Raw genomic sequence first — 24,564 nt, 5'->3', positions numbered from 1 at the left:
CCCCTCAGCCCATCAGTTGAGACACTGATAACGCTTGTTGTTAAGCAACAGATCGATGGTGGTTTGGGCACTCGCCTTCCCAAGCGCAACGGTGGCATGGACTTGAAAACGCAGTTGCAATGGATCGCCTGCACTGGGCAACGCCTCAACATCCACGCGCTTTACCCGCGGTTCAAAGTGCTCAATGCATTGCCGGATCGCCTGCTGGACGCTGAGCTCCAGATCGAGTACGCCGATCGTGGCATCGTTAAAATCCAGCAGCCCCAATTCCGGTGCGCAGGTGCAGTTTCCAGGATGACTGTTCAGCAACTCCACCAGATGGCGCTTGATCGACTCAACGACATCTTCAAGCCGATCATTTTCTTCTTGCCTCACCGGTTGATGAGGTGCAGCAAGGCGCTCGAACAAGCGAGTGCCTAATACCCCGTTGCTGTTAGCTGCCATCGACCTGCCGTCCCTATTATTCCTTGTCGAGACGCCCGACGAGTGATAGCTCGAAGTTAGCTCCCATGTATTTAAAATGCGGCCGAACCGCCATTGAGACCTGATACCAGCCCGGATCGCCCTCTACATCTGACACCTGAATAGAGGCCGCACGGAGCGGGCGCCGACTACGCACATCAGCCGGCGGGTTCTCTTGGTCAGCGACGTACTGGCGAATCCAGGTGTTGAGCTCACGCTCAAGGTCCTGACGCTCTTTCCAGGAGCCGATCTGCTCGCGCTGAAGCACCTTCACGTAGTGTGCCAGGCGGTTGATAATGAACATGTAAGGCAGCTGAGTGCCTAACTTGAAGTTGGTTTCTGCCTCTTTGCCTTCGGCGGTATTAGGGAACACCTTGGGCTTTTGCACAGAATTCGCCGAGAAGAAAGCTGCATTGTCGCTACCTTTTCGCATGGTCAGCGAAATAAAACCCTCTTCAGCCATTTCAAATTCACGCCGATCCGTGATCAGCACTTCCGTGGGGATTTTGGCCTGCAGTTGACCAAATGCTTCATAGGTGTGAACCGGGAGGTTTTCGACGGCTCCTCCACTTTGCGGGCCAATGATATTGGGGCACCAACGGTATTTAGCGAAGCTGTCAGTCAAGCGCTCGGCAAGTAGGTAGGCGGTATTACCCCACAGGTAATGATCATGGTCTTCACTTACCGTTTCCCGGTAATTAAATGTTTTAACAGGGTTTTCAACGGGATCGTAAGGCGTACGCAACAGGAAGCGTGGCGCCGTCAACCCTAGATACCGCGCATCTTCAGACTCACGCAAGCTGCGCCAGCGCGCATATTTGGGGCCTTCAAAGATGGCTTTGAAATCTTTAATGTTCGGCAGTTCTTCAAAGCTTTCAATACCGAAGAATGACGGTGCCACCGATGACATAAAGGGGGCGTGCGCCATGGCACCCACCGCGGCAGTGTGCTGCAGCAACTTCATGTCAGGGGTGGACGGCGAAAAATCGTAATGCCCGATAATCCCCGCTACCGGCTCGCCACCAAACTGGCCATAACCGGCGTTGTACACATGGTGGTAGAGGCCGCTCTGACTGATTTCGGGCGCGAACTCGAAGTCTTCCAGCAGCTCTTGCTTGGTGGCGTGCAACACATCAAGCTTAATGTTTTCACGAAAGTCAGTCCGGTCAACAAGCAGTTTCAGGCCGCGCCACGCCGATTCCAACTGCTGGAATCCAGGCTCATGCAAAATTTCATCAACTTGATGGCTGATCTTGCGATCCAGCTCAACGATCATGTTATCGACCAGCGACTTATTGACACTGGGTGTTGTTTCACTGCCTTTAAGCAACTCTGATATAAACGCTGCAACACCCTGCTTGGCGACGTCATACCCCTCATCGGCTGGCGCCATGCGGGTTTGGGCCATCACCTGATCGAGAAGCGAAACATCCTCTGACTCTGTCTCTGCCGTCGTTGTCTGCTGCTTTGCTGCTTTACTCATCATTCCGCCCCGAATTCGCTGAAACGCACGCTTGAAAAATCCACCTGACTAATGCGCTACTCACCCTTGCCCTGGGTATCGAGCAGCGCCAGCTCATCCAGCAGTTGCTGTCGGGCCTCATCGCTTTCCAACAACTTTTGCAAACGATCACGGAAGGCGGGGACATTGCCCAGCGGCCCTTTCAAGGCCACCAGAGCTTCACGCAACTCGACCAGCTGGCGCAATTCAGGCACCTGCTTGGCGATCGAGTCAGGGGAGAAATCGCTGAGCGATTTGAAGGACAGGTCCACCGCCATGTCGCCCGGCTCTTCGCTCTCTTCGGCGAGACGGTTAGGCACCGACGCCTGCAAGGTGAGTCCCGCTTCGCGCATGACTGACTGAAAGTTGTTTTTATCAACAGAAACGGCTTGACGCTCTTCTATCGGCGCTTCTTCCTCGTTGCCTTTAAAATCGCCCACAACCAGCAGCTTAAGCGGCAACTCAGTCTCCGCCTGCTGATCACCTGTCGCCGGTACATACTTGATATTGATGCGCTCTTTTGGCGCGACGGTGCCTTGTTTAGCCATGGTGGTTCGCTCTGCCCCGAAGCCCAGCAAAAGGCTTCCTACAACTGTGAATGGTTATCAATCCCGGGAATGTAGCGAACTTAGCAACTACCCGCCAACCCGGGGACCAGGTAACGACAAGCCACCTTTGCTTAGCAGGATTACAAACATTGATTGTTTTTACCGAACTTCGACGCTTTTAGCCTCTAATTTGACTTTAAAACACCAAGCCGAAATTTCCATGTAAGAAATATCTTACAAACGAATCGGCAATCTCTTATAAAAATGAACCGCTTTTTCTTACAAACCAACTTATCTTTTATCGCGTAAAGCTCAATCTGATCGCTAATTAGAAACAAACAACACAACAAAAAAGCACCAAGGAAAGACCGAGCAAGATACCGCCAGAGGAAGCAAAGACTTGCTTAAAACCAGGCAAAAAATTGCCTAATTTAAAATAGCCTTACATATAGATTAAAATAAATATATGAAATATAACAAAAATATAGTTTAGGCACGATAGTTGCTGCCTTATAGCACCCACACTGGGTTTTTCTTTTATTTATTCCGTCTAGGAGCAGTTTTATGCCAACTCCATGTTATATCAGCATCGAAGGACAGTCTCAGGGCAACATTACGGCAGGCGCATTCACACCGGACTCGGTCGGCAACATTTATGTCGAGGGTCACGAAGATGAAATGCTGGTGCAGGAATTCAAGCATGTGGTAACGGTTCCCACCGATCCACAATCTGGCCAGCCTTCCGGTCAGCGCGCCCACAAACCCTTTGTGTTTACCGTGGCGCTGAACAAGGCCGTTCCGTTGATGTATAACGCGCTGGCATCAGGCGAAATGCTGCCCAACGTCGAGCTCAAGTGGTACCGCACGTCGGTTGAAGGCAAGCAAGAGCATTTCTTTACTACGGCACTAACCGACGCCACCATTGTGGATATCAATCTGCGCATGCCGCACGCCCAAGACGTTACCAAGTCTGAGTTTACTCAGTTGATGGACGTATCCCTGTCTTACCGCAAGATTGATTGGGAGCATACCGTCGCAGGCACATCAGGCTCTGACGACTGGCGCGCACCCATCGAGAGTTAATCTCTTCACCATGCGTCGCCTTCAGGCGACGCATGGGTTCATATCGATAGCTCAACCGCCTCAGTGAGCCTCATCCCAGTTGTTACCGCTTTCGGCTTCCACAATGAGGGGCACACTCAGTTTGACGGCGCCCTGCATGCGCGTCTGCACCTCTTCAATGAAGGCCTTCACCTGGTCCTCGGCGACTTCAAACACCAGCTCGTCGTGCACCTGCATGACCATTAGCGCGTCAAACTCGCCCTCTGCCAGCCAGGCATCCACATCGATCATCGCCTGCTTGATGATATCTGCCGCGGTGCCCTGCATGGGCGCGTTGATCGCGGTACGCTCGGCCCCCTGCCGACGGTTACGGTTTTGCGAGTGGATTTCCGGTAAGTAGAGACGGCGCCCTCTTACGGTTTCCACATAGCCGTCCTCTGCCGCCTGACTGCGAATACGATCCATGTAGCGCGCCACCCCTGGGTAGCGATCAAAGTAGCGGTCGATATAGGTTTGCGCCTGGTTACGCTCGATGTGCAGCTGGCGCGACAGGCCCCAGGCGCTCATGCCGTAGATCAAGCCAAAGTTGATGGCCTTGGCACTACGCCGCTGATCGCCGGAGACGTTCTCAAGCGACGTACCAAACACCTCCGCCGCGGTGGCCGTGTGGATATCGCGCCCTTCGGCAAAGGCTTCAAGCAGGCCCTTGTCTTCCGACAGGTGCGCCATGATGCGCAGCTCGATCTGTGAGTAGTCGGCCGCCACAATACGGTAACCGGGACGAGCCACAAACGCCTGGCGAATCTTGCGGCCTTCTTCGGTGCGGATGGGGATGTTCTGCAGGTTGGGGTCGGACGATGACAGCCGACCCGTAGCCGTGACCGCCTGATGGTAGCTAGTGTGAACGCGTCCGGTGGCTTTGTTCAAAAGACGCGGTAGCTTGTCGGTGTAAGTGGACTTCAGCTTGGCAAGCCCACGGTGCTGCATAATCACCTTGGGCAGCGGGTAATCCAGCGCCAGCTCTTCCAGCACCGCTTCTGCGGTCGAAGGAGCACCTTTGGGGGTCTTTTTGAGGACCGGAATTTTCTGTTCTTCAAACAGAATCTGCCCCAACTGCTTGGGTGAACCCAGATTGAATTCGCGCCCAGCCAGTTCATACGCCTGGCTTTCCAGCTCACGGATGCGGGTTTCCAACTGCTGGCTGTGCTCATGAAGGCGTTCTGCATCCAACGCCACGCCATTGCGTTCGATGCGCGATAGCACGCTCACCAGCGGTAGCTCCAGATGATCCAGTACCTCAGCGAGGCGGCCTTCGCGCTCGACCTGAGGGCGCAGGGTTTCCTGCAACCGCAGGGTAATATCCACGTCTTCACAGGCGTACGGGGCCGCCTGCTCCAGAGCGACTTGATTGAAGGTCAACTGTTTGGCGCCTTTACCAGCGATGTCTTCAAACGAAATGGTGCTTTCACCCAGATACTTCAGCGCCAGGGAGTCCATGTCGTGTCGCGTGGCGGTAGAATTCAGCACGTAGGAGGCCAGCATGGTGTCAGCCAGCGGTCCCGCCACGGCAATATCATAGTTGGCCAGCACGGAAATATCGTACTTGAGGTTCTGGCCAATTTTGGTTTTATGGATGTCTTCCAACAGCGGTTTCAGCGCGGTCAATACCGCTTTGCGGTCAAGCTGCGCCGGGGCATCCAGGTAATCATGGGCCACCGGAATATAGGCGGCTTCACCAGCCTCAAGCGCCAGGCCAATGCCGACAATTTCGGCGTCCATGTAGTTGAGGCTGGTGGTTTCCAGGTCGAAGCAGAAGCGCTCAGCGTTATGCAAGCGTTCCAGCCACGCATCCAGCTCACTTTGCTCTACGATCACATGATCGCGTCGCTCGCTGGGGGCGGCAACGCTATCATCGGCGGCGCTTGCGGGCGCGGGCTCGCCGCTCTTGACGTCATCAACGCCTTCGTCCTGGCCTTCAAGAAGCTCACCCAGCCACTGCTTGAACTCCATCTCTTTGTAGAGCTCTACCAGCGCTTCACGATCTGGGTGTGCGATGTCCAGGTCGTCCAGCCCCACGGGCAACTCACAATCGATCTTGATGGTAGCAAGTTGATAAGAAAGAAACGCCTGCTCACGGTGTTCTTCCAGTTTTTTGGGCAACGTTTTGGCACCCCGGAATGACAAGGTTTTAACCCGGTCCAGATCTCCATAAATGGTATCCAACCCCCCGCCCATGCCCTGAAGCAAGCCAATGGCAGTTTTTTCCCCGACCCCTGGCACGCCGGGAATGTTATCGACCTTGTCGCCCATCAAGGCGAGAAAATCGATGACCAATGCGGGCGGCAGACCGAATTTCTGCTCAACGCCTGCCTCATCCAGCGTCTCATCCTTCATGGTATTGACCAGCGTGATATGGGCATTGACCAGTTGCGCCATGTCCTTATCGCCAGTAGAGATCACCGCGTCGCGCCCTGCCTGAGTGGCATGGTGGGCCAGGGTGCCAATCACGTCGTCAGCTTCAACACCTTCAATACACAGCAGCGGCAGGCCGAGAGCTTTCACGCACTCGTGCAGTGGCTTGACCTGACTCCGCAGGTCGTCGGGCATCGGCGGCCGATGGGCCTTGTAGTCGCTGTACAGGTCATCGCGAAAGGTCTTACCCGGCGCGTCAAAAACGACGGCCATGGGGCTTTCGGGATAATCCTTGATCAGCCGTTTGAGCATGTTCAGCACCCCCTTCACGGCGCCCGTAGGCTGGCCATTGGAGGTGGTTAGCGGCGGCAGCGCATGAAACGCGCGGTACAGGTAAGAGGAGCCATCGACAAGCACGATCGGAGCACGGGCCATAACCAAATTCCATTGTTGGCAAACAGTAAGACATCAACTTTCCATGATACGCGTTCGGCGCCAACACTGCAGACCCAAGATGATGGCATGTGTTATTCAACATGACACAACGCTGCCAACTGATGCATCAAGCCGCTACAATAATGGGCTTAGCAACCTGGGCGAGATTCTCATGGCTGTATTCACTCCGCTTAGCGACGCACAGGTCGCTACGTTTTTAGAAAAATTTGATGTTGGCAGCTTCGTTTCCCTTCAGGGCGTCGCGGCGGGCACAGAAAATTCGACGTTCTTTGTGACCACCGACCATCGCGAACTGGTATTGACCCTGTTCGAACAGGGCGAGCATGCCGAGCTGCCGTTTTTTGTCGAGTTATTGGACTACCTGGATGAGCACCGTCTGCCCGTCCCCGGCACCGTTCACGACCGCGATGGCGTTGCGCTTCACAGCTTGGCCGGCAAGCCCGCGCTAATGTTTCCGCGCTTGCGGGGTCGTCACCCAGAGGCACCCAATCTGGCCCAATGCCATGCGCTGGGCGATACCCTTGGGCGAATGCACGTGGTGTCAAAGCACTTTCCCGGGCATCGCCCCAATCCGCGGGACCTGCATTGGCTACATGCCATGCATCACAGGGTGCTGACTTACCTGAGTCCTGATGACCAGACGCTGATGAAAGACGAGGTCGATGACTTCGAAAGTGCCTTCGCCCAACACGATGAGTTGCCCCAGGGCGCGCTTCATGGCGACCTTTTCCGCGACAACACGCTGTTTGAAGGCGACGAGCTTGGCGGCATTATCGACTTTTACAATGGCTGCACCGGTGACTTGCTGTTTGACCTCGCCATTGTCATTAACGACTGGGCTTCCAATGGGGACGGTACGCTGAACAGCGAACGCTATGCGGCCATCCTTAGTGCGTATCAGGCCCGCCGTCCATTAACGGCGGATGAGCAAGCACTGTGGCCGACCATGCTGCGCATGACAGCGCTGCGCTACTGGCTCTCGCGCCTGCTGGTGGTTTACGTGGACCCACCCGCCCACGACTTGACCCCCCATGACCCCGACCGTTTCCGAACCATCCTGAAAGCGCGCATCACCCATGGTGCATTACCACTACCCGAGGCATCTTCATGAGCGAAGCGTCCACCACCCGTTCAGCCCAGCGTGCTCGTCGCACCTGGAACATTGACCAGTGGGGGAGTGGCTACTTCGATGTGGATGACCAGGGCCAGGCACTGGTGAGGCCATTAGGCAACGCGGCCGAGGGGCCGGCACTGCCGCTGAGCAGCCTCGTGCGCCAACTTCAGAAAACCGGGTTACGCCTACCGGTACTGGTGCGTTTCAGCGACATCCTTCACGATCGCGTTGAGCAACTTTGCGGCGCTTTTGACGTCGCCATGCAAGAGCTCGACTATGCGGGCGGCTATACGGCGGTTTACCCTATCAAGGTCAACCAGCAACGACGCGTGGTGGAGGAAATCCTGGCCACCGCCGAACGCGGCCGCGGTCGTGTCGGCCTGGAAGCCGGCAGCAAGCCCGAATTGCTGGCAGTGCTTGCCCTCTCGGAGGGCGGCTCTTCGCTGATCGTGTGTAACGGCTATAAAGATCGTGAGTACATCCGACTGGCATTGCTGGGCGAGAAACTCGGCCACCGGGTTTACCTGGTAGTCGAAAAACTCTCAGAGCTCGACGTCATTCTTGAAGAGGCTCGTGAGCTGGACGTGACGCCGCGTATCGGCTTGCGCGCTCGGCTTGCTTCCGTCGGCAAAGGCAAGTGGCAAAATACCGGCGGCGAAAAATCCAAGTTTGGCCTTACCGCCAGCCAGATTCTGTCCGTCGTGGAGACTCTGCGTACTCAGAAAGCCCTCGATAGCCTGCAGCTTGTGCACTTCCATCTGGGTTCGCAGATTGCCAATATCCGCGATATTCAGCGTGGTCTGCGTGAGTGTGCCCGCTTCTATCAAAACCTGATTACCCTGGGTGCCCCGATTGATACCGTCGATGTGGGCGGTGGCCTGGGTATCGATTATGAAGGCACCCGGTCGCGCAGCGACTGCTCGGCCAACTATTCAATGCGCGAGTATGCCCGCAACGTGGTCAGTGCCTTTGCCCAGCTCTGCCAGGATGCCAAGCTGCCCCAGCCGCACCTGATCAGCGAGTCCGGCCGGGCACTAACCGCCCATCATGCCGTGCTGATTACCAATGTGATTGGCGATGAGCGTATCGACGACACGCCGCCCGAGCGTTCCCAACAGGATGATCTGCAAGTAGCCGCGTTATGGCGCGTCTTTGAGCAGTTGGCAGAACCCCAGGAACCTCGCGTGCTGGTCGAGGCGTGGCATGATTTGTTCCAGGCGGTCAGCGAATTACAGGACCGCTTCGTGCTGGGGCTCAGCGATATCAATGCCCGCGCCGAAGGCGAGCGCCTGTATATGGCCGCGTGCGCAAGACTGCGCAGCCAACTGGATACGCGCAACCGGGCGCATCGCGACATCATGGATGAGCTCGCGGAGAAGCTGGCCGACAAGCTCTTCGTCAACTTCTCGCTGTTCCAGTCAGTGCCCGATGTCTGGGGCATCGAGCAGATTTTCCCGGTACTGCCGTTAAGCGGGCTGGATCAACCTCCGACGCGTCGAGCGATTATCCAGGACATCACCTGCGACTCCGATGGCCGCATCGATAGCTATGTGGACGGCCAGGGCGTTGAAAGCACCTTGCCGATTCCTGAGTGGGCAACCGAGGATGAGCGCTGGCTGGGCTTTTTCCTGGTGGGGGCTTATCAGGAAATTCTCGGTGACTTGCACAACCTTTTCGGCGATACCGACTCAGTGGATGCGGCTCTGGGCCCCGACGGTGAGTGGCAGCTGTCCAATGCTCAGGCCGGGGATACGGTGGCGGAGGTGCTCGCCTACGTGAACTTCGATGCCCGGGTATTGAAGCAAAAGCTCACTGAACAGTTGGCTACCAGTGGTTTTTCCGCCAGCGAGCAGGCACGTTTTGCCGCCAGCTTGAGCGACGGATTGGAAGGCTACACCTACCTGGAATAGCGTTGGCTTACCCGCCTTTGTCAAAACTAAGGCCACCGACGCTGTCGGTGGCCTTTTACTGTCAGCGGCTCACTCAACCACGCTGGTGGTAATATCCAAACCACCGGTCAGCGTCATGTGCAGCGTGGCGCCACGTGGCAGCTCACCCACTCCCGAGGGCGTCCCGGTTAAAATGACGTCTCCTGCTTCCAGGGTGAAATGACGGCTCATCTCTGCGACCAGGGTAGGGATGGTGAAAATCATGTCCGCCCCCTCACCGTGCTGGCGTTCTTCACCGTCAATCTCCAGCTTGAAGGACAGCGCGTTCCAATTTGGTTCGCGGCTCAATGGTAGAAACGGCGACAGCGGGCAGGCACCGTCAAATGCCTTGGCAACCTCCCAGGGATGTCCTTTGTCTTTCAGTTCGGTTTGAACATCGCGCAGCGTTAAATCAAGCGCCAGCCCCAGCCCGACAATCGCTGCACTGGCTTCATCCGGCGTCGCATCACTGATGGTTTTGCCGACTAACAGGGCCAGTTCAGTCTCGTAGTGAACATCGCCACGTTGAAAGGGAGGTGACAACGGCTGCTGAATATCCACGACGCTGGTCGCCGGTTTGATAAACAGCAGTGGCTGGGTGGGAACCGGATTATCCAGCTCTTTAGCGTGGTCAGCATAGTTGCGCCCAACACACACAACCTTGCCCAGCTCGTAGGGAAACGCTTGACCATCGGTAAATTGGGGAACAAAACGCATGATGGGGTGACTCCTTATGATGCACACACAGTAGCAAGCGCACCAGTCTACCCCAGCCATGCGATTGTTCCACACCTGAGTGGTTACCGGGTTAATTTACCGGGATGGCGCTGTTAACGACTGGACGTCGTCATCAGGTTCGTGGGCAAGAAAGCCAGGACGCGATGCTGGTGCTGCATAAGGCTCGCGGCAACGGTTATCCGGACGGTTAAACACAAAAAAAACGTTGCTGCGCGGATCTGGCGACAGGTTGGCATTGGAAGCATGCAGCGTGTTGCAGTCAAACAGCAACAGGCCACCTGCCTGACCCTTGGGCGCCTCAATACCATGCTCGGCGACCAGTTCCGTCAGTGCTTCTTTGCTTGGCACGCCAACTTCCTGCGCTTTAAGTGAGCTTTTGTAGTTGTCTCCTGGCGTTTCCCCCAGACACGGCACGAATTTCTTGTGCGACCCTGGGATCAACATCAAAGGGCCATTAAATTCGTGGTTTTCTGTCAGAATCAGTGAGGCGCTCACGGCATGCATGTTGGGCATCCCGTCTTCAGCGTGCCAGGTTTCAAAGTCGGAGTGCCAGTTGAAACCTTTGCCGGCAAACCCAGGCTTATAATTGATGCGCGACTGATGCACATAGGGCTCGGCGCCGATCAGTTGCCGCGCAGCCCCCGCCAGGCGCTCATCCCGGGCGAGCTCACCCATGCGCTGCGAGAGAAGATGCACGGCAAACAGCGAACGGATCTCCTGACTTTCCGGCTCGGTAACGCTATACGGTTTATCCCGATAGGCATCATGATTCATTAGTGCCCGCAACTCCCGACGCAGCTCATCAAGCTCTGAACCGACGATCAGGTCAGGGATAAACAGAAACCCTTTGCGTTCGAACTCGTCGAGTTGCGCCTGGCTGAGAGGGCCAGACAAGTGCCGACCTTTCACCACTGACTCCTGGCGCGGTTGCCAGAGTGACGCTGGGGCGTTAGCCAGCCGCGATGGATAGGGATCCTTGACCATCGAAAACTGAGCAGACGGCATGTCTGTCATTTCGCTATATTGCTTGTGTGTGTTAACAACATTGAGAGGTGTGTTGCTGACTGTCATCTAATCCACTCCTTGTATGATTAAATTTCAGATCAATTTCAGGTAACTCATCTTGCAGTGCACAAGGTAGACAACCTCAGCTTCCCTGCAAGTCGTACATGCGCACCCCATAACATGGGTTACGTGAAAAAAATTCACTCTTTTGCGCCTGTACATCCAGGGAAGGTCTTACAGTGTATACAGTCCGATTCAGCCCATTCAAGACAGTACCTACCACCCCCACACGCACCGGTAGTTTTCAGCCTATCCATTACAAAATCGATACAATATAAACTACAAGTAAAATATCTGTATACTTTATAACCCATCGTTTTGCGGGCAACAGGAGACCCCATGCTGGTCCTGCATCAGGTACACAAAACCTTCAGCACCCCGCAGGGGACATTGCCAGTCCTCAACGGTATCAACCTGACGCTCCAACAGGGCGATAGCCTGGCCTTGATGGGCGAATCGGGCAGTGGCAAATCCACGCTGCTGCATTTGGCGGCAGGCCTGGATTTGCCCAGTGACGGCGAGATCTGCATTGACGGTCATGCGCTCTCCTCCCTGGATGAGCCTGCTCGCGCCAGACTGCGTCGCCAGTCGCTGGGGCTCGTGTTTCAGCAGTTCCATCTGGTGCCCAGCCTGAGCGTCATCGATAACCTGCGACTCCAGGCGCGCCTGGCAGACCGCGAGGACGCAGAATGGACTGCCCACCTGATGGCGCGTCTGGGGCTTTCCGGTCGCGAGGCCTACTATCCCGAGCAGCTGTCGGGTGGCCAACAGCAGCGTCTGGCGATTGGTCGCGCGCTGGCCGCTCGTCCCCGCCTGTTGCTAGCGGATGAGCCCACCGGCAACCTGGACGAGCAAAGCGCGGATACGGTCCTCGGGCTATTGCTCGATCTGGTGAAAGAGACGCGCTGTGCGTTATTGATGGTGACGCACAGCGCTCGCGTCGCAGCACCGCTCGACCGCCTGGTACACCTCCACCTGGGGCGCCTGGAGGATAACGCTTCATGATCCTGCGCGTGCTGGCGACATTACTGGCCCACTACCGGCGCCATCCAGGGCAGCTAGCCATGCTATTGCTGGGTCTGTGGGTCGCAAGCGCCCTGTGGAGCAGCGTCCAGGCCGTTAACGCCACCGCCAAGGACAGCTATGCCCGTGCCAATGCACTGTTCAGTGCCAACCTTGACGAGCTGTCGCGGCGCGATGGCCAACCACTCACCCGCGAGGACTACCTGAGACTGCGTCGAGAAGGCTTCCCCGTCTCTCCGATACTGGAAGGCACCCTGGAAATCGATGGGGAACGCCTGACCATCGTCGGCATTGAGCCGCTCACCTTGCCAAGCAGCAACACGCTGGGCGCCAGCGGTGCCGCGTTAACGGCCTTTATCACGCCACCCTGGCAAACCCGGCTCGCTCCCGACACGCTCGACTTGCTGGGGCTTTCTCGACAGCAGGCGCCAGGCATGACACCTGCTGTCGATAGTGCTGGAGACAGAGCTGGAGATAGTGCTGAAGACAGAGCTGGAGATAGTATTGAAGATAGCGGCCAGCGCCTTCCGCCACTGGCGCTGCGCACCGACCTTCCGCCGAACACCCTGGTGATGGACATCGCCGCAGCCGCCCTCTTGCTAGACCGCGATAACACCTTGAGCCAACTGGTCACCGCCCCGGGTGCGCTATCCACAGCGCCCGAAGGCTATCGGCTCACCCGCGCCGCTACACTGGCATCCCCAGAGCAGCTCACCGAAAGCTTCCATCTCAACCTCACCGCCCTGGCACTGCTGTCATTAGTCGTCGGCCTGTTTATCGTCCAGGCCGCACTGGGACTTGCCATGGAACAGCGCCTCACCACACTAAGAACGCTGCGCGCCCTGGGCGTCCCCGCCGCCACGCTCGTCATGGCCATTCTGCTTGAATTGCTGGTATTCGGCGTCCTGGGCGCAGCGCTTGGGCTCGCCAGCGGCATTTGGCTGGCAGGCCAGCTACTCCCTGATGTCGCCACGACGCTGTCGTCACTTTATCAAGCCGACGTCAATCGCAGCCTGGTGCTGCCGTGGCACTACTGGGTGGGCAGCCTGGCGATTACCTTCGGCGGCCTGCTGCTGGCGGGCAGCGGTGTGCTTTGGCGGGCGGCTCGCCTCAATGTGTTGGCACTGGGCCAATCCCAGGCATGGCGACTAGCCTACCAGCGCCAGCTAAACCGCATGACACTGGGTGCCGCCGCGGTGGCCGTTCTCGCCTTGGGGTTAGTACTGTGGCTTAGTCTACTGCCGCCCGGCCAGGGTGTGCTGATAAGCTTTGGGTTTGTTGCCGCGCTACTGCTGAGCAGCGCGCTATGCCTGCCGCCGCTGATAAATGGGGTGCTCCATCTCCTGCAGCGATGGCTCCGCCGTCACCCGCTTGCCCACTGGGCGGTCGCCGATATTCAGCTACAGCTGCCGCGACTTTCCCTGGCCATGATGGCGTTGCTGATTGCGCTTGCCACCAACCTGGGCGTCAGCAGCATGGTCGGTGGCTTTCGCCTTACCTTCCTGGACTGGCTGGACCAACGGTTGGCCGCCCCGTTATATGTCAATGCCTCGCCATCGACCTTGGCACCCATGCTGGATTGGCTCGATGCGCGACCTGACGTTGCTGAAACACTGCCCACCGCTCGCGGCAGCGTCGACCTGCTGGCGATGGACGACGCACAAGAACAGGGTACCCGCAAGCGCATTGCGCTGTTCGGCATTACCCCTGCACCCACCATCACCGACCGCTGGCCGCTGCTTGATACAACCGAAGGAAGACCCACTGCATGGGCAGCGTTATCGGCGAATAGCGTGTTTATCAACGAGCAGATGGCCGTGGCACAACAACTCGTACCGGGTGACGCGGTCACGCTGGATACCCCGCAAGGGGCGAGGCCATTTGAGATTGCCGCGGTTTACCCTGACTACGGCAACCCACGCCAGCAGATCCTGGTACCCACCGAAGTGCTGATTCAACGCTTCGGCGGCGAAGTTGCCTCGATAGGGCTGGTGGTCAACGACCGCGCCGACCGCCAGGCATTGCGACAGGCAATGACTGATCGCTTTGACGTATCCACGGAGGCGATGGTCGATCAACAGGAAATCAAACGGCTGGCGACGCAAATTTTCGAACGCACCTTTACCATCACCCGCGCATTGAATGGTCTCACCCTGGGCGTGGCGGCATTAGCGCTGCTCGCCACGTTGCTGGCCCAGGCGCGAGAACGACGGCGCCAGCTGGCTTCGCTATGGGCACTCGGCGTGCCGCGCAAAACGCTGACCTTCCTGCCGCTTTTTCAACTCGGCGGGCTGGCACTGTTTACCGGGGTGGTGGCGATTCCGCTGGGCATTGCCATCACCTGGACGCTCGTGGCAATCATCAACGTTGCGGCATTTGGCTGGCGGCTACCGCTCTACCTTTTCCCATGGGACATACTCATCACGCTGATCACCGCGTTGGGCGTGGCCTTGGCCGCCGCCGCCCTGCCATCAATTCAGCTGTGGCGTACCTCTCCCCAGGCGATGCTAAACCAGGGGGCCACATGAATTATTTCCGGTTATCGACTGCGCTCGTGGCGATGGCATGTGCCACCCTCATCGGCTGCCAGGAATCCCCTTCCGATGCGGCGCCCCAGGGGTTTGCGGGTCTGGGTGAAAACGCGGAGGAATTTGCTCAGGCGGATGCGTCCACGCCATTGAGCTTCCCCCGGGATCACGGGTCGCACCCCGACTACCGCATCGAATGGTGGTACCTGACCGCCAATCTTGAAGACGACAAGGGCGAGCCGCTCGGCCTTCAATGGACGCTGTTTCGCCAAGCGCTGACACCCCCTGACGAGCGCCCTGCGCCGTCGCCATGGGCAGCCGACCAGGTATGGATGGCGCACCTGGGGATTTCCCGGGGAGAAACGCACGTTGCCGCCGAGCGCTTTGCGCGCAGCCACAGTGAACACACCAATGGGCAGGCAGGCGCCGAAGCTGCGCCGTTTCAGGCCTGGATTGATGACTGGTTACTCGAAAGCCCGCCCGGCGCCAACTTCGAGGATTTTACGCTACAAGCCTACAGCGGTGAGGGCGCAGACCGGTTCGGTTACACGCTTACCCTCAGCGCTCAAGGCCCATTGGTCTGGCACGGAGAAAATGGGTTTAATGCGAAAACCGTCGAGGGTCAGGGATCACGCTACTACAGCCAGCCGTTTTTAAGCATCACCGGCCGTGTCACGCTCAGCGGCGAAACCCGCGAGGTCAGCGGCCAAGGCTGGCTGGACCGCGAATGGAGCAGCCAATTGCTCTCCCAGGAACAAACCGGCTGGGACTGGTTTTCGCTGCACCTGGACGATGGGCGCAAGCTGATGGCCTATCGGTTAAGAGGCGGCGGCGAAGCCGGGGGCGACTATGTCTTTGCCCATTTAATCTCGGTGGATGGGCAGACCCAGCTCATCGGCGCCGACCGCGTCACGCTGACGCCGCTGGAAACCCAGACCGTAGCCAACCGAGACATCCCTACGCGCTGGTCGCTCACGCTGCCCGATGCTGGGTTACAACTTATCGTAGAGGCACGCCACCCCAATCGCTGGATGCCCACTTCGGTACCCTACTGGGAAGGCGATGTCGTGGTTCGCCAGGCAGAAACGCAGGAAAATGTCGGGGTTGGCTATCTGGAGATGACGGGGTATTGATCACACCAACGGGCGGATGAAACAAGCCGCCAAGCCATCCCATTGGCAATGTCTACGCTGTGGACACTTTGTAGACACCCACAAAAAAACCGCCCTAGAAGGCGGCCTTTTAAAATTCTTTAACGTGCTGTTTCTAAACCACTTTTTAGTGGTGCCGACACCAGGAGTCGAACCCGGGACCTACTGATTACAAGATTCTTAAATAATGTACCAATACGGCATAAAAATTGCTAAATCAAATAGTTACCCGCAACTTAAAATCTATTCTGGCATGTTTTGGCATACTTCCGTGGACAGTTTTCTCAACCCCAATTTTCCATTATTATGATTGTTATGCACCCTTAAATAATATTTGAAATAAAATATATTCTCTTTGATTCCTTAAGCAATACTTCGTCTTAACGTAGATAACCTCAAGAGTAAATTCGCTCATCTTTTCCTTTTGTATTTTTTTAATAAGTCAACGCAGCAAATATTACCAAAAAATTAAATCAAAAGTTAAAGCAACCCTTGACTTAATAATCATTCTAAAAAAACCTGCTTACTCATGTAATAGACCTCCCTCCTAAACAAACCTTTTCTTATATCCTTTTCGAAGCATGATAATTTTTTTCCATTCGCCTCTTTTCTAACAAAACTTCCGTCTACATCTATGTATAAAAAAATATCACCAACACCAAATATAACACTACTTCTTAGATCATGCTTCAAATAAAAAATCTTCATGAATTTAAATGGTTTCATAATAACGCTCGAATGTTCAAACCTAACTTCTAAACCACTCAGAACGACTAACTTTTTAAAAAAATCATCAAAGCTATCTATAGTTATCAATCTATTTACGTCAATAGATCTAAATTCATTATGAAGCATGAGGACATCAAATATCTGCGCATTGCTTGATTCATCAAAATACCTTTTTAACTTCACCTCTGCATCCAAATCTCTATCTTCAAACTTATTGTTATAATTAAATCTTACATTATATATACAATTCTCCAACTCCCTTTTTAAGCTATCGAATATATTGTAATAAAAAGCTGGATAACCGCCTGAAAATTTCATGTACTTCTCTAAAAGGTTTTTTGATTTGTAATTGCTTTTTCTAATATTGGAAAAGCCAGCTTTCTTATCTTTTATAAAATAACCTAAAGGTCCATATGGCATTTCCTCTTCCTCATCCTGCTCAAAGCTCCCGCCGTAATTTACCACTTCTTGAATTTGCTCTATGTAACAGTTTTCATCAAAGTTTCCTTTTCTAAAATCATAGAAATTTGATTTACAAGATATCAATGAATTATAAAACCTTTCCATGTAATGGATTTTTTCTTTGTCAAACTTTTCGGCTTTCCATTTATTTATTGCGTTTAAACCAGCAAAAGCTGCTATCAAAACAGATAAAGAACTAATGAGCTTAACAATCTCATTCATATAAACCCCTTGTTAAAAAATAAAATTTACCATATATAAATATCACTTTCGTTTATTTTTCCACTTTTTAATCAATTTACTTTCAACCCATACATAAAAAATGGCCACCCCACCAAACAGGATCGCCATTTTCAAAATCTGGTGAAATGCTTCTCTCGCTTCTTCCACAGCCCTTGCTCCCTATTCCCCTTATCCACAATGCCTTCCTCCCTGGAACCATTTATACACAGCCCGTTGGGCTAGTCGGTATCCGTCCCTGTTTTCTTCAACGTCCGGCGTGCCTTCTCTAACTCGGGGCTTACCTGGCCACACGTCTCATCCGTCTGACCAGTCATCAGCCAAAGCGTGTACTTCGGCCATTGCTGGCAAATGGCTTGCAGCATTTCCCCTTTGGGGGCACGTCCAGCCTGCTCGATACTCTCAACTGTTTTTTTATTAAAACCAATAAGTTGCGCGAATTCTGCGCGGCCAGATGTTTCGACCTCACGAATTTCTCGCATTTTTTGGGCTAGATCACTGGACATATACCAACTTCTTCGTATACTAATTACATAGGCTACCAATTAATTGGTACACCGGCTCAGCAATCAATCTACACCGCTTTGATTTTCAAGATTGCTGGTTTTGAAGATACCACAACATGCCACAGCGAGCAGGTACAGCATGGAAACGAGCAATTCGCCCCACGTCCCCGCACCCCAGGTGCCCGTTATGACGGTCGAGCGTTTCTCCGAGCTATCCGGCCTTACCCCCGACACCGTCCGGGGCCAGCTCAACCAGGGAAACCTCCCGCTTATCAAGGTCGGCCGTCGTCGTCTCGTCAACGTCGCGCTCTTTACCGCTGAGTGCCTTCAATCGGAGGACTGGCACTAATGAACGCAATCGCTCCCCTATCGCCTGCTGTTACCCTCACAGCGCCTGACACGCTCCTGGACACCAATACCTTCGCTATCAAGGTACAAGAGCTCCTGATGGACGATCAGCGCGCTCCTGGCGTGGTGTTGCTTCACCAGCATGTTGTTAAAGATGTTGAAGGTGGCGGGTTCAACTTCATCAACGTCCCAGCGGCTCACATGCTCGCCCTCGATCTCGACGACGCCACCATCCTACGCACGGCCGACATCGACAACGGCCAGCGTTACAGCATCGTTTTCGACACCTACCAGCAAGCGCTGGCCTATCTCGCCAAGCACTACGGCCTTGCCCTGGCCGACGTACCTGCGCCCACACCGGTCGACGCCTCCCCTTGTCCCTCGGCGATTGTGGTACCGGCGCATCTATCCACACCCCCACGGCTAACCCGCCGTCCGTTATCCACAACGGCCTTTAGCCCTTTTGGAGTTATGCACATGAGTAAAAAACAGCCTATTCGGGTCTTCCTCGACCAGGAGATCCACAGTCGGTACTTGATCCAGGCAGGCACCAACGGCCTCACCCCCTCCGCCCTGGGGGAACGCCTGATTCAAAGCGGCCTTACCCAACTGGAACGCGGCGACAAGGCACCGCTGGATGCACCGGCCGGTGATGCCTCCCCCGCTCCCCACGGCAACGGGGCCTGATCCCATGTCCCCTGCCCGTCATCCGTCGCCCGTCGGTCGCACGGCTTCCCGAGTCCGCACCGGCGCGGCTGTCACACCCGAGGCACGAGCGGTTGACAGCCGTGCCGGTGTGGACTGCCGTGCATTTCGACCAGAGGGCCACGGAGGGCGGGCAGGGGACTCCCCCTGCCTCGATTCCCGAGCTCTGAGGGAGCGGGGCCAGCGGTGCCTGCATGGCCGAGATTATGCACGCGCCGCGACGTACTACGCCCAGGCCGAACACCTGACGTTACTACTGGACGGTGTGACCCCTGATACCACTGAGCTAGCCATTCTCGCGGACTACTGCCTAACCCAAGCCGCCAGAACCCAACGCTAACGAAAAGGAACCCTAACCATGATCAACACCATTCAAGCCCACGTCATCGGCGCATCACGCTACAGCATGGACAACGGCGTCAAAGGCGCAAAAGTCACCATCATGCAGCCCTCGGCACCCGACAACGAAAACCAGTTGGGCAACCAGGTCAGCACCATGTCAGCGCCCTATGAAATTCTCGACCAGCTGCACGCCTATGCCCCGCATATGCCGTGCCCCCTGGAACTCGATATCGAATTTCGTTCATCAGGTGGCAAAGCCACGATGCACGTCCTCGCCGCCCGCAAACCCAGCGGCACCGGCAGCCAGCCACAACCCGCCGCCAGCGGCGACAAAAAATAGGATTTCGAGCCATGGACACTAGCGAAATCTCCGGTCTGTGGCTCCTGGTTTATTGCGTCGGCCTCGTTCTGACGTTCGGGATCGGCGCGATAAATGGGGGCCAACGATGAACGAACCAAGCCTAACGTTTGTTGTTGGTTCCCTTTTCACGTCCTACGCCCTCGGGTGGGCGTTTGGACACATCATTCTGACGGTAAAACGCTTTATGGAGTCTGTCTCATGACCTTTAAAACCATCGCACAACACGTAAAACAAGCCGCCACTGACACACGCGGCAAAGTCGCTGGCGGTGCTGCCCTTCTGGTCGCTTCAGCCGCTGCCCATGCACAAACAGCCCCTACCGGCGCAGAAGCGGCCTTTAGTGAGGTGCAATCCGCCGGTGCGGATATGGCCGGTTACGCCTGGCCGGTCGTCGCCTCCATCACCGCCGCATTAATCGGCATCAAGCTGTTCAAGAAGTTCGCTAACCGCGCTTCTTAAGCCGGTGCCTCATGGAATCAACAAGGGGCGGAAACGCCCCTTTTTCAATAGCGAGGGGAACATGATTAAAAAAGCCGTTTTACCACTTCTTTTAGCGCCTTTTTTAATGGTGTTTTCTTTGCATGCTTTTGCGGGTAAAACCTATTACCTTACTTCTGCCTCTAAGCATTCTTCTCCTGCTGGTGCCTGCTCTGCTTATGACTTTTCGGATAGCATATCTTTTGGTTATGTGTCTTCTGATGGTCCTGGCGGTTTTATTTGTATGGGAAGAGTTCAAACATCGCCAAATGGCTATATTAATAATGCCAATTTAAAAGAAGGTTCCATCAGCACTTGTTCTTCTGATGAAGATTGGTGTAATAATGATGATCAATATAATAGTTTTGTTTTATCGAATCCTAATGCCCTGCCTAAAGTTGATGATGAGAAGTGTCAGTCTTCTAATGGCTCAACCATTCGCGTCTCATCTGGTGCTGCTAACGCCCTGAATGCAGGCGGTTCTTTTAAGACTCATGGCGGCGCTTGCTCTGTATCATCAACAGGGGGCGTTGAAGCCTGCGATGCTTCCGGCGAATGCATTGTATCGGTTGAATCCATTTCGACTGATGAATATGGCACCTGGTCGCAAGACTCCTCTTTAAACGGTGCCTGGCCTGGTGGGGATTCAGAAGGTACTTACTCTGAGATTGATCTTAACGTTCCTGACTATTTAACCCCACTTGGCGAGTCTTCCTGCACTGACAATTCTTCCTGCGTCACGATCGGCGATACCGACTACATGGTTGATTGGGACTCAGCGCCTGATTACTTCGAGTACGTTGGCTCCGATGGCAATACCTATAGCAACCCTAATTCGGGCGGTGGTTCTGGTGGTGGCGATGGTAACGATAGCGGCGATACTGGCGGCTCCGATCCCACCGATCCCGATAACCCTGGAGATGATGGGGGTAGTGGTTCCGGTGGTGATGACGGTGGCTCTAACGACGACGATGACAACGATAACGGCGGCGGTTCCGATGGTGGCTCTGGTGGCGGTTCCGATGGCGGCTCTAGCGTGCCGGATTTTGAATTTGATGAATCCGGCATCATTGAGGCGGTGGGATCTGCTGGCCAAGCCAACCAGTCCGCCATTGATGCTATGTCCGGCGACATTACCGGCGCGATTAACGGTCAAACCGATACTCTCTCCGACATCATAGACGGGGCAGCCGATGGCCTCTTAGAGGGTATCACCGACGCCTTGGATGGCTTTGTCGATGATCTGGCCGACACCTTCACCGAAGACCTGGGCAGCGGTGATGATCTGTTCGATTCCTCCGGCATGGATGAAACCCTGGACGGTGTTAGCCAGGAAGAAGCCGAGTACGGCGATGAAGTACGCGGCCTGATGGGTCAAATCGGCGAAGACGAGTCCTCAAGCATTGCAGAACAGGTCACCTCCCGCTTGCCTTCGCTCCCCTCCGGCAGCTGCACCCCCATGCAGTTTGGCCCCATGGAAATTTCCTGTCGTGCGTTCACCACCATTCAGCAATGGCTGACCTGGATCGTCTATTTCTGGACGGTCGTTAGCGTCGTGGACACCTTCTTCCGCTCCAGTCAGAGGACCGCATAAATGGCTTTGCCTGCATTACTTGGCATGGGCGCGATTATCGGCTTTTTCTCCCGCGTCCTGGAATGGTTCATCACCCGCATCGCCGCCCGCTTTACCAACCGTCTCGCGGGGATGCTGGTCTGGACAACACTCTATATCACGCTCCTGGTCGCCTTGGGGGGCACCCTGGCCGCGATTATCAACGGCCTGAGTGCGACCCTTCCGTCAGCGCTTGCCCAGGGCATCGGGGCGATAAAACCCAGCAACTTTGAAGCCTGCATGGCCGCGATTTACAGCAGCAAGATCGCCGTGTGGGTCTTCCAGCAGAAAAAGCAGCTGATCGACTGGGAGCAAGGGAGGCCCGTTCTCTAATGGCTGTCTACGTCGTCACTGGCAAACTCGGTGCCGGTAAAACCCTGGTCGCCGTCGGCAAGATCAAGGACAAACTGGTCCAGGGCTGCAAGGTGGCCACCAACCTGGACTTGAACCTGGATCAGCTGATTGGCGAGAAGGCCAAGCAAACCCGCTGCTTTCGCATCCCTGATAAACCGGTCCTGGCCGACTTGAAGGCTATCGGCACCGGTACCGAGGATTACGACGAAAGCAACAACGGTCTCTTGGTCCTGGATGAATGCGGCACCTGGTTCAACGCCCGATCCTGGAACGATAAAAGCCGCCAGGACGTGATTAATTGGTTCCTGCATGCCCGAAAACTCGGTTGGGACATCATTTTTCTGATCCAGGACTTATCGATCATGGACAAGCAGGCCCGAGTGGCCCTTGCCGAACACGTGGTGTACTGCCGTCGCCTGGATCGCGTCACCGTTCCCTTTGTCGGCGCGCTTTACTCCCTATTCATGGGCAAAAAAATGCCGCTGCCCAAGGTCCACCTTGGCATCGTCAAATACGGCGACTCGCCGCAAAGCCTCACCGTGGAACGCTGGACCTACACCGGCCGCGCCCTCTACCCCGCTTACGACACCAAACAAGCCTTCTCCGACAACTACCCCCACGGCACGTATTCGATGCTGCCGCCCTGGTACACCCACGGCATGTTTCGCGTGCCTCGGGATGCGAGGTTCTACATGAAGATGACGCACATCTACTGGAAGCGCTTTAACCGTCCGGTTCTTTCCCTGGCGTCGTTTGCCCTGGGCGCATTCCTTACCGTCTCGGTCCTGGTGGCCGACCGCGTTAACGCCCGTTCCCAGGACGACACGCCACCGCCTGAGTTGCCCGATCTGAGCAACACCCGTATCGCCAGTTTTACCCAGCTTGGCGATCAAATTACCTACCGCCTCATTGATAGCGACCAGCAGTCCCTAACCACCGACGATCTCGCCCGCCAAGGCTTTCGCATCGTCCCCGTTAGCGCCTGCCTTGTTCGCGTAGAAAATGGAGTCTCCCATGCTGAAATTCGCTGCTAACACCGTCGCCGGGTTCACCCTTGCCACCCTCTCGATCACCGCTCACGCCACGCCTGTGCAAATGCAGGACACCGATATTCGGGAATTTGTGCGCTGGTACGTCGAGCAAACCGATACCCCGCTTGCCATTCATCCCAAGGCCACCGGCACCTTGACCGTTTACGCCCCTGACGTAGCGGACCATCAACTGGATGAGTTCTTCCAGGGCGTCCTCTCAAGCCACGGTTACACCATCCTGCCAGGCAATCCGCCCACGGTAGCCCCCAGCAACCAGGCATCCACGTCTCAACGCGCTGACAACCCGACCGATCCCCGCGACGTAATCGCCTCACCGCCCACGTTAGAAAAACCAACCGAACCCCAGGCCACGCACCTGTTCCCGTTTGATAACGTGCGCGCCGACGATATCGCCCCCTTGATCACCCGCTTTTTAACCCAGCAAGGGGACGGTACCCAGCCGCGTGTCCAAGTGCTGCACGCCTCCAATGCCATCCTGGCAAAAGGCCCAGAGAAGCAACTGGCCCAGCTGCAAGACCTAATCCCCGATATCGACGTGTCACACCCCCAAATCTTGATTCAAGCGGTGATTTTCGAAACCACCGACGGCGACACCTTCGATTTAGGCGTGTCGCTTGGCAAGGCCACGGGTGGCGATGTGGCAGGCGGCTTCAACACCGATAACCTCGGCACCTCATTAAGCGGTACCGGCGGCACCTTCGGGATCTTCGACGGCAATATACTGGCGTTTGCGATTAACGCCTTGCAGCGTGATTCCACCTCCAAGGTGTTATCCACACCGCAAATTCTGACGCTGTCCGGCAAACGCGGCATTATCTCCATCGGTCAGAATGTCCCCTTCGTCACCGGTCGCGTCACGGGCGAATCGGCCAGCGTCGATAACCCCTTCCAGACCATCGAGCGCCGTGATGTGGGGATCCGTCTCAACGTACTGCCGGTGGTCACGGCCTCGGGCCTCGTGATCATGGATATCACCACGTCGGCCGATTCGCTTACCGATTCCCTGTTAGCGTCTGATATCATTACCAATCAACGGCAAATCAATACCACCGTTCAAATCCGATCCGGCCAAACCCTCTTACTAGGCGGCCTCTCGTCACAGGACGACCGATCACAGGTCTCCGGCGTTCCAGGCTTATCAGAGGTCCCCCTCGCCGGTCGGTTGTTTAAGAACGAATCCACAAGCGCCCAACGCACCAATCTCCATGTGCTGTTACAGGCCACGGTGCTCCCTCGTTTTGATGCCAAACAGCGCGTCACCGACCAAAACGCCACCCAATCCGTGGCCGGTCTTGTGACAACTCGCTGGTATCAAGAGGTCGAGACCCGCCCTGTAACACGTCTCGCAGAGTGACAACCAAACCCGAGTTATTGGCTCACTACAGCAC

23 protein-coding genes are annotated in these 24,564 nt (G+C 55.6%); 15 read left to right on the top strand and 8 right to left on the bottom strand.

Going from position 1 to position 24,564, the window contains the following annotated elements; genetic code table 11:
- Nucleotides 1–12: 12 nt before the first annotated feature.
- From tssE to tssB, 3 genes are read right to left on the bottom strand one after another with little or no spacing between them, the layout of a single operon-like run.
- Nucleotides 13–444 (bottom strand): type VI secretion system baseplate subunit TssE, encoded by a 432-nt coding sequence (tssE, locus tag IT895_RS02065; RefSeq protein WP_085919048.1) that lies wholly within the window; start codon nucleotides 442–444, stop codon nucleotides 13–15.
- Between the two features lie 16 nt (nucleotides 445–460).
- Complete coding sequence (tssC, locus tag IT895_RS02060) at nucleotides 461–1,945, bottom strand: type VI secretion system contractile sheath large subunit (RefSeq protein ID WP_085919049.1); 1,485 nt, start codon at nucleotides 1,943–1,945, stop codon at nucleotides 461–463.
- Between the two features lie 56 nt (nucleotides 1,946–2,001).
- Nucleotides 2,002–2,511 (bottom strand): type VI secretion system contractile sheath small subunit, encoded by a 510-nt coding sequence (gene tssB / locus IT895_RS02055; protein ID WP_085919123.1) that lies wholly within the window; start codon nucleotides 2,509–2,511, stop codon nucleotides 2,002–2,004.
- A gap of 564 nt (nucleotides 2,512–3,075) precedes the next feature.
- Here tssB and IT895_RS02050 point away from each other — a divergent pair.
- Nucleotides 3,076–3,594 (top strand): Hcp family type VI secretion system effector, encoded by a 519-nt coding sequence (locus IT895_RS02050; protein WP_085919050.1) that lies wholly within the window; start codon nucleotides 3,076–3,078, stop codon nucleotides 3,592–3,594.
- Between the two features lie 60 nt (nucleotides 3,595–3,654).
- On the opposite strand, the gene polA is transcribed toward IT895_RS02050, so the two are convergent.
- A complete protein-coding gene (gene polA, locus IT895_RS02045; protein WP_199284555.1) occupies nucleotides 3,655–6,420 on the bottom strand; it encodes a DNA polymerase I in 2,766 nt (921 codons plus the stop codon).
- A 172-nt stretch (nucleotides 6,421–6,592) separates the two neighbouring features.
- Between polA and IT895_RS02040 the strand changes: the two genes are divergently transcribed.
- The gene (locus tag IT895_RS02040) at nucleotides 6,593–7,552 is read left to right on the top strand and encodes a homoserine kinase (protein ID WP_199284554.1); all 960 of its coding nucleotides are present in this window, start codon (nucleotides 6,593–6,595) and stop codon (nucleotides 7,550–7,552) included.
- A complete protein-coding gene (gene speA / locus IT895_RS02035) occupies nucleotides 7,549–9,465 on the top strand; it encodes a biosynthetic arginine decarboxylase (protein WP_085919052.1) in 1,917 nt (638 codons plus the stop codon). Before IT895_RS02040 ends, speA begins: the two co-directional genes overlap by 4 nt.
- A gap of 69 nt (nucleotides 9,466–9,534) precedes the next feature.
- Here the strand turns inward: speA and IT895_RS02030 are convergent, their stop codons facing one another.
- On the bottom strand, nucleotides 9,535–10,200 hold the full coding sequence (locus tag IT895_RS02030; protein WP_085919053.1) for a fumarylacetoacetate hydrolase family protein: 666 nt from the start codon (nucleotides 10,198–10,200) through the stop codon (nucleotides 9,535–9,537).
- 96 nt (nucleotides 10,201–10,296) lie between these two features.
- Nucleotides 10,297–11,292 carry an ectoine hydroxylase gene (gene thpD / locus IT895_RS02025; RefSeq protein ID WP_085919054.1) on the bottom strand — a complete coding sequence of 332 codons (996 nt, stop codon included), beginning with the start codon at nucleotides 11,290–11,292 and terminating at the stop codon, nucleotides 10,297–10,299.
- A gap of 333 nt (nucleotides 11,293–11,625) precedes the next feature.
- Between thpD and IT895_RS02020 the strand changes: the two genes are divergently transcribed.
- From IT895_RS02020 to IT895_RS02010, 3 genes are read left to right on the top strand one after another with little or no spacing between them, the layout of a single operon-like run.
- Nucleotides 11,626–12,291 carry an ABC transporter ATP-binding protein gene (locus tag IT895_RS02020; protein ID WP_199284553.1) on the top strand — a complete coding sequence of 222 codons (666 nt, stop codon included), beginning with the start codon at nucleotides 11,626–11,628 and terminating at the stop codon, nucleotides 12,289–12,291.
- Nucleotides 12,288–14,837: an ABC transporter permease gene (locus IT895_RS02015; protein ID WP_199284552.1), complete on the top strand. Its 2,550-nt coding sequence runs from the start codon at nucleotides 12,288–12,290 to the stop codon at nucleotides 14,835–14,837. The genes IT895_RS02020 and IT895_RS02015 overlap by 4 nt, the downstream gene beginning before the upstream one ends.
- Complete coding sequence (locus tag IT895_RS02010; RefSeq protein WP_199284551.1) at nucleotides 14,834–15,970, top strand: lipocalin-like domain-containing protein; 1,137 nt, start codon at nucleotides 14,834–14,836, stop codon at nucleotides 15,968–15,970. The genes IT895_RS02015 and IT895_RS02010 overlap by 4 nt, the downstream gene beginning before the upstream one ends.
- Nucleotides 15,971–16,492: 522 nt before the next feature.
- Here IT895_RS02010 and IT895_RS02005 read toward each other — a convergent pair.
- Nucleotides 16,493–17,401: a hypothetical protein gene (locus IT895_RS02005; RefSeq protein ID WP_199284550.1), complete on the bottom strand. Its 909-nt coding sequence runs from the start codon at nucleotides 17,399–17,401 to the stop codon at nucleotides 16,493–16,495.
- Between the two features lie 239 nt (nucleotides 17,402–17,640).
- Nucleotides 17,641–17,925 (bottom strand): hypothetical protein, encoded by a 285-nt coding sequence (locus IT895_RS02000; protein WP_199284549.1) that lies wholly within the window; start codon nucleotides 17,923–17,925, stop codon nucleotides 17,641–17,643.
- A 139-nt stretch (nucleotides 17,926–18,064) separates the two neighbouring features.
- On the opposite strand from IT895_RS02000, the gene IT895_RS01995 reads away from it, so the two are divergent.
- From IT895_RS01995 to IT895_RS01955, 9 genes are all read left to right on the top strand, one after another.
- Nucleotides 18,065–18,274, top strand: coding sequence for a DNA-binding protein (locus IT895_RS01995; protein ID WP_233337329.1), 210 nt, complete (start codon nucleotides 18,065–18,067; stop codon nucleotides 18,272–18,274).
- The gene (locus tag IT895_RS01990; protein WP_199284548.1) at nucleotides 18,274–18,960 is read left to right on the top strand and encodes a hypothetical protein; all 687 of its coding nucleotides are present in this window, start codon (nucleotides 18,274–18,276) and stop codon (nucleotides 18,958–18,960) included. Before IT895_RS01995 ends, IT895_RS01990 begins: the two co-directional genes overlap by 1 nt.
- A 4-nt stretch (nucleotides 18,961–18,964) precedes the next feature.
- Nucleotides 18,965–19,318, top strand: coding sequence for a hypothetical protein (locus tag IT895_RS01985; RefSeq protein ID WP_199284547.1), 354 nt, complete (start codon nucleotides 18,965–18,967; stop codon nucleotides 19,316–19,318).
- A gap of 18 nt (nucleotides 19,319–19,336) precedes the next feature.
- Nucleotides 19,337–19,660, top strand: coding sequence for a hypothetical protein (locus IT895_RS01980; RefSeq protein ID WP_199284546.1), 324 nt, complete (start codon nucleotides 19,337–19,339; stop codon nucleotides 19,658–19,660).
- Between the two features lie 219 nt (nucleotides 19,661–19,879).
- Nucleotides 19,880–20,140, top strand: a complete 261-nt coding sequence (locus IT895_RS01975) for a major coat protein (protein WP_092830989.1) — start codon at nucleotides 19,880–19,882, stop codon at nucleotides 20,138–20,140.
- 61 nt (nucleotides 20,141–20,201) lie between these two features.
- Nucleotides 20,202–21,752, top strand: a complete 1,551-nt coding sequence (locus tag IT895_RS01970; RefSeq protein ID WP_199284545.1) for a hypothetical protein — start codon at nucleotides 20,202–20,204, stop codon at nucleotides 21,750–21,752.
- Nucleotides 21,753–22,103, top strand: a complete 351-nt coding sequence (locus IT895_RS01965) for a DUF5455 family protein (RefSeq protein ID WP_199284544.1) — start codon at nucleotides 21,753–21,755, stop codon at nucleotides 22,101–22,103.
- Complete coding sequence (locus IT895_RS01960) at nucleotides 22,103–23,158, top strand: zonular occludens toxin domain-containing protein (protein WP_199284543.1); 1,056 nt, start codon at nucleotides 22,103–22,105, stop codon at nucleotides 23,156–23,158. The genes IT895_RS01965 and IT895_RS01960 overlap by 1 nt, the downstream gene beginning before the upstream one ends.
- Nucleotides 23,139–24,530, top strand: a complete 1,392-nt coding sequence (locus tag IT895_RS01955) for a secretin N-terminal domain-containing protein (RefSeq protein ID WP_199284542.1) — start codon at nucleotides 23,139–23,141, stop codon at nucleotides 24,528–24,530. The genes IT895_RS01960 and IT895_RS01955 overlap by 20 nt, the downstream gene beginning before the upstream one ends.
- Nucleotides 24,531–24,564 lie beyond the last annotated feature (34 nt).

Source organism: Halomonas sp. A40-4, from assembly GCF_015767635.1.
GTDB lineage: Bacteria > Pseudomonadota > Gammaproteobacteria > Pseudomonadales > Halomonadaceae > Vreelandella > Vreelandella janggokensis.
This window is presented reverse-complemented; position numbering and strand designations above follow the sequence as displayed.